Source organism: Exiguobacterium sp. SH5S4, from assembly GCF_004337045.1.
Taxonomy (GTDB): Bacteria; Bacillota; Bacilli; order Exiguobacteriales; family Exiguobacteriaceae; genus Exiguobacterium; species Exiguobacterium aurantiacum_A.
Genome location: NZ_SJUQ01000053.1, coordinates 1 through 2,156 on the forward strand (window position 1 = coordinate 1; position 2,156 = coordinate 2,156).

The 2,156-nt window shown below is 45.2% G+C and carries 2 protein-coding genes; both read left to right on the top strand.

The window, feature by feature from the left end; genetic code table 11:
* Positions 1-97 precede the first annotated feature (97 nt).
* On the top strand, positions 98-1,327 hold the full coding sequence (istA, locus tag EVJ32_RS15830; protein WP_131459126.1) for an IS21 family transposase: 1,230 nt from the start codon (positions 98-100) through the stop codon (positions 1,325-1,327).
* A complete protein-coding gene (gene istB, locus EVJ32_RS15835) occupies positions 1,324-2,097 on the top strand; it encodes an IS21-like element helper ATPase IstB (RefSeq protein ID WP_031424696.1) in 774 nt (257 codons plus the stop codon). The genes istA and istB overlap by 4 nt, the downstream gene beginning before the upstream one ends.
* The last annotated feature ends 59 nt before the right edge of the window (positions 2,098-2,156 follow it).

The window sequence follows — 2,156 nt, forward strand, 5'->3', positions numbered from 1 at the left end:
TGTAATCAACGCTGTTAAAATCCCTTATATCAACGTATTAAAAATCCCTCAAATTAACGGATAATGATTCTGACAACCTGAAAATGGAGTGTGAGACATGATCCGAAGTGAGGGATTTTTTATGATTCGTGAGTTAAGAAGCAAAGGATGGACAATCAGAGCCATCTCTGACGAGACGGGATATGATCCTAAGACAATCCGAAAGTATTTGAAGATGGAAAGTGCACCTACGAAAGTGAAGCGGAAAAAGAGGAAAGGAAAACTCGAACCCTACAAAGACTACATAAACGAACGTATCAAAGAAGGTACAACCAATTGCGAGGTTCTGTTCGATGAGATTCAAAAGCTAGGCTATGAAGGGAAAATGACGATTCTGAGAGAGTACGTGAGACCTTACAGACTTCAGCCTAAAAAGCAGGCTACCGTCAGGTTTGAAACACCGCCTGGACGACAGGGACAGATGGATTGGAGTGATGTCGGGACGTATGAAGTAGACGGTGAAATGCGTATGGTGTATGCCTTCTCCATCATCCTCGGGTATTCAAGGATGCGATACATCGAGTTCACGACCGACATGACGCTGGAGACTCTGATGAAGTGCCATATGAATGCGTTCGCCTTCTTCAATGGCGTACCGCAACAGATTCTCTATGACAATATGAAAACTGCGGTCATCAGCCACAATCCAAACGGTATCAAGTTCAATCAGAAGTTCGAAGATTTCTTGGCCTATTATGGGATTACGCCGAAGGCGTGCAAGCCCAGACGGGCACAGACGAAAGGGAAGATCGAGCGCTCATTCGGCTATATGAAACAGAACTTTTTCAAACGACGTATCGGAAAGACATTGGAACGATTGAATCGTGACGTCCTGGAGTGGCTACAAAACACGGCCAATAAAAAGAAAAACGATACGACGAAAGAGTCACCTGAGAAACGCTTCGAGGTTGAACAAGGTTTTCTAGCACCAGGACATTTGAAGCCGCATTATCCGGTCCATCGCTGGGAAACACGTCAAGTAAGCAAAGACTGTTTTGTGTCCTACCAAGGACGACAGTATTCAGTTCCGTTCCGGTTCGTCGGACAGCATGTACGAATTAGAATCACCCTTGACCATCATCTCGAGGTCTACGCTGATGGCGAACAAATCGCCCAACACCCGATCGCCTCCGGGAACTTGAAGTATCAATTAAATTTAGAGCATTACAAAGGGCTAGAAACGACTCAAAAAGGTTTGCCGACCCGTCGTCTCCAGCCCGATATTCCTGAAGTGGAACGTCGTTCCCTTCAAGTGTACGAACAGTTCGAAAGGAGCGATCACGAATGAACACGGACCTTCTCACTGAACGCTTAGAAAAAGTTGGATGGCAATTGTCGGCCAACCAGCTTGAAGGAATCCTTGAAGATGCCTCCAAGAATAATGTAGCATATTCGGACTTTCTAAACAGTATTCTGATGACGGAAATCGAACACCGTGAGTCAACAGAGCTATCGAAACGAATAAAACGTGCCAGACTCCCCTATTTTAAGACGCTAGAAGACTTCGACTTTGCGTTTCAGCCGAGCATCAATGAAAAGCGCGTCAGGGAGGTGATGACCTGTCGGTTCATCGATAACGGCTTTAATGTATTATTATTGGGCCCGCCGGGGGTAGGGAAGACACACTTGGCGATTTCAATCGCTGCGGAAGCTGTCACGAAAGGTTATCGGACTTCGTTCATTACCGCGAACGATTTTGTCGAGGAGTGTCAAAAAGCAGAGAAATCTGGCCTTCTTCCTCGTATCATCAAAAGGTACTGTCGATCCGAGCTACTCATTCTAGATGAAATCGGTTATTTTCCGTTCGACCCCATCAGTGCGAATGCGCTGTTTCAAATCATCTCGAAGAGATATGAGAGAGGTTCGATCATCCTGACTTCAAACAAGTCATATATTGAATGGGGAAAAATATTTGGTGACGAGGTTTTGGCAACCGCAATTTTAGATCGCCTTCTTCATCATGCGACCACTTTTAACATTCGGGGAGATTCATATCGGATGAGGGAAAAGAAACGGGCCGGCATCCAGCCGACCCGTGTCGATAGTTTCCAAGAGTAACGTGTAAAAAAGGGATTTTTAATCCGTTATTAAGAAGGAATTTTAAACCGCTGTTGACA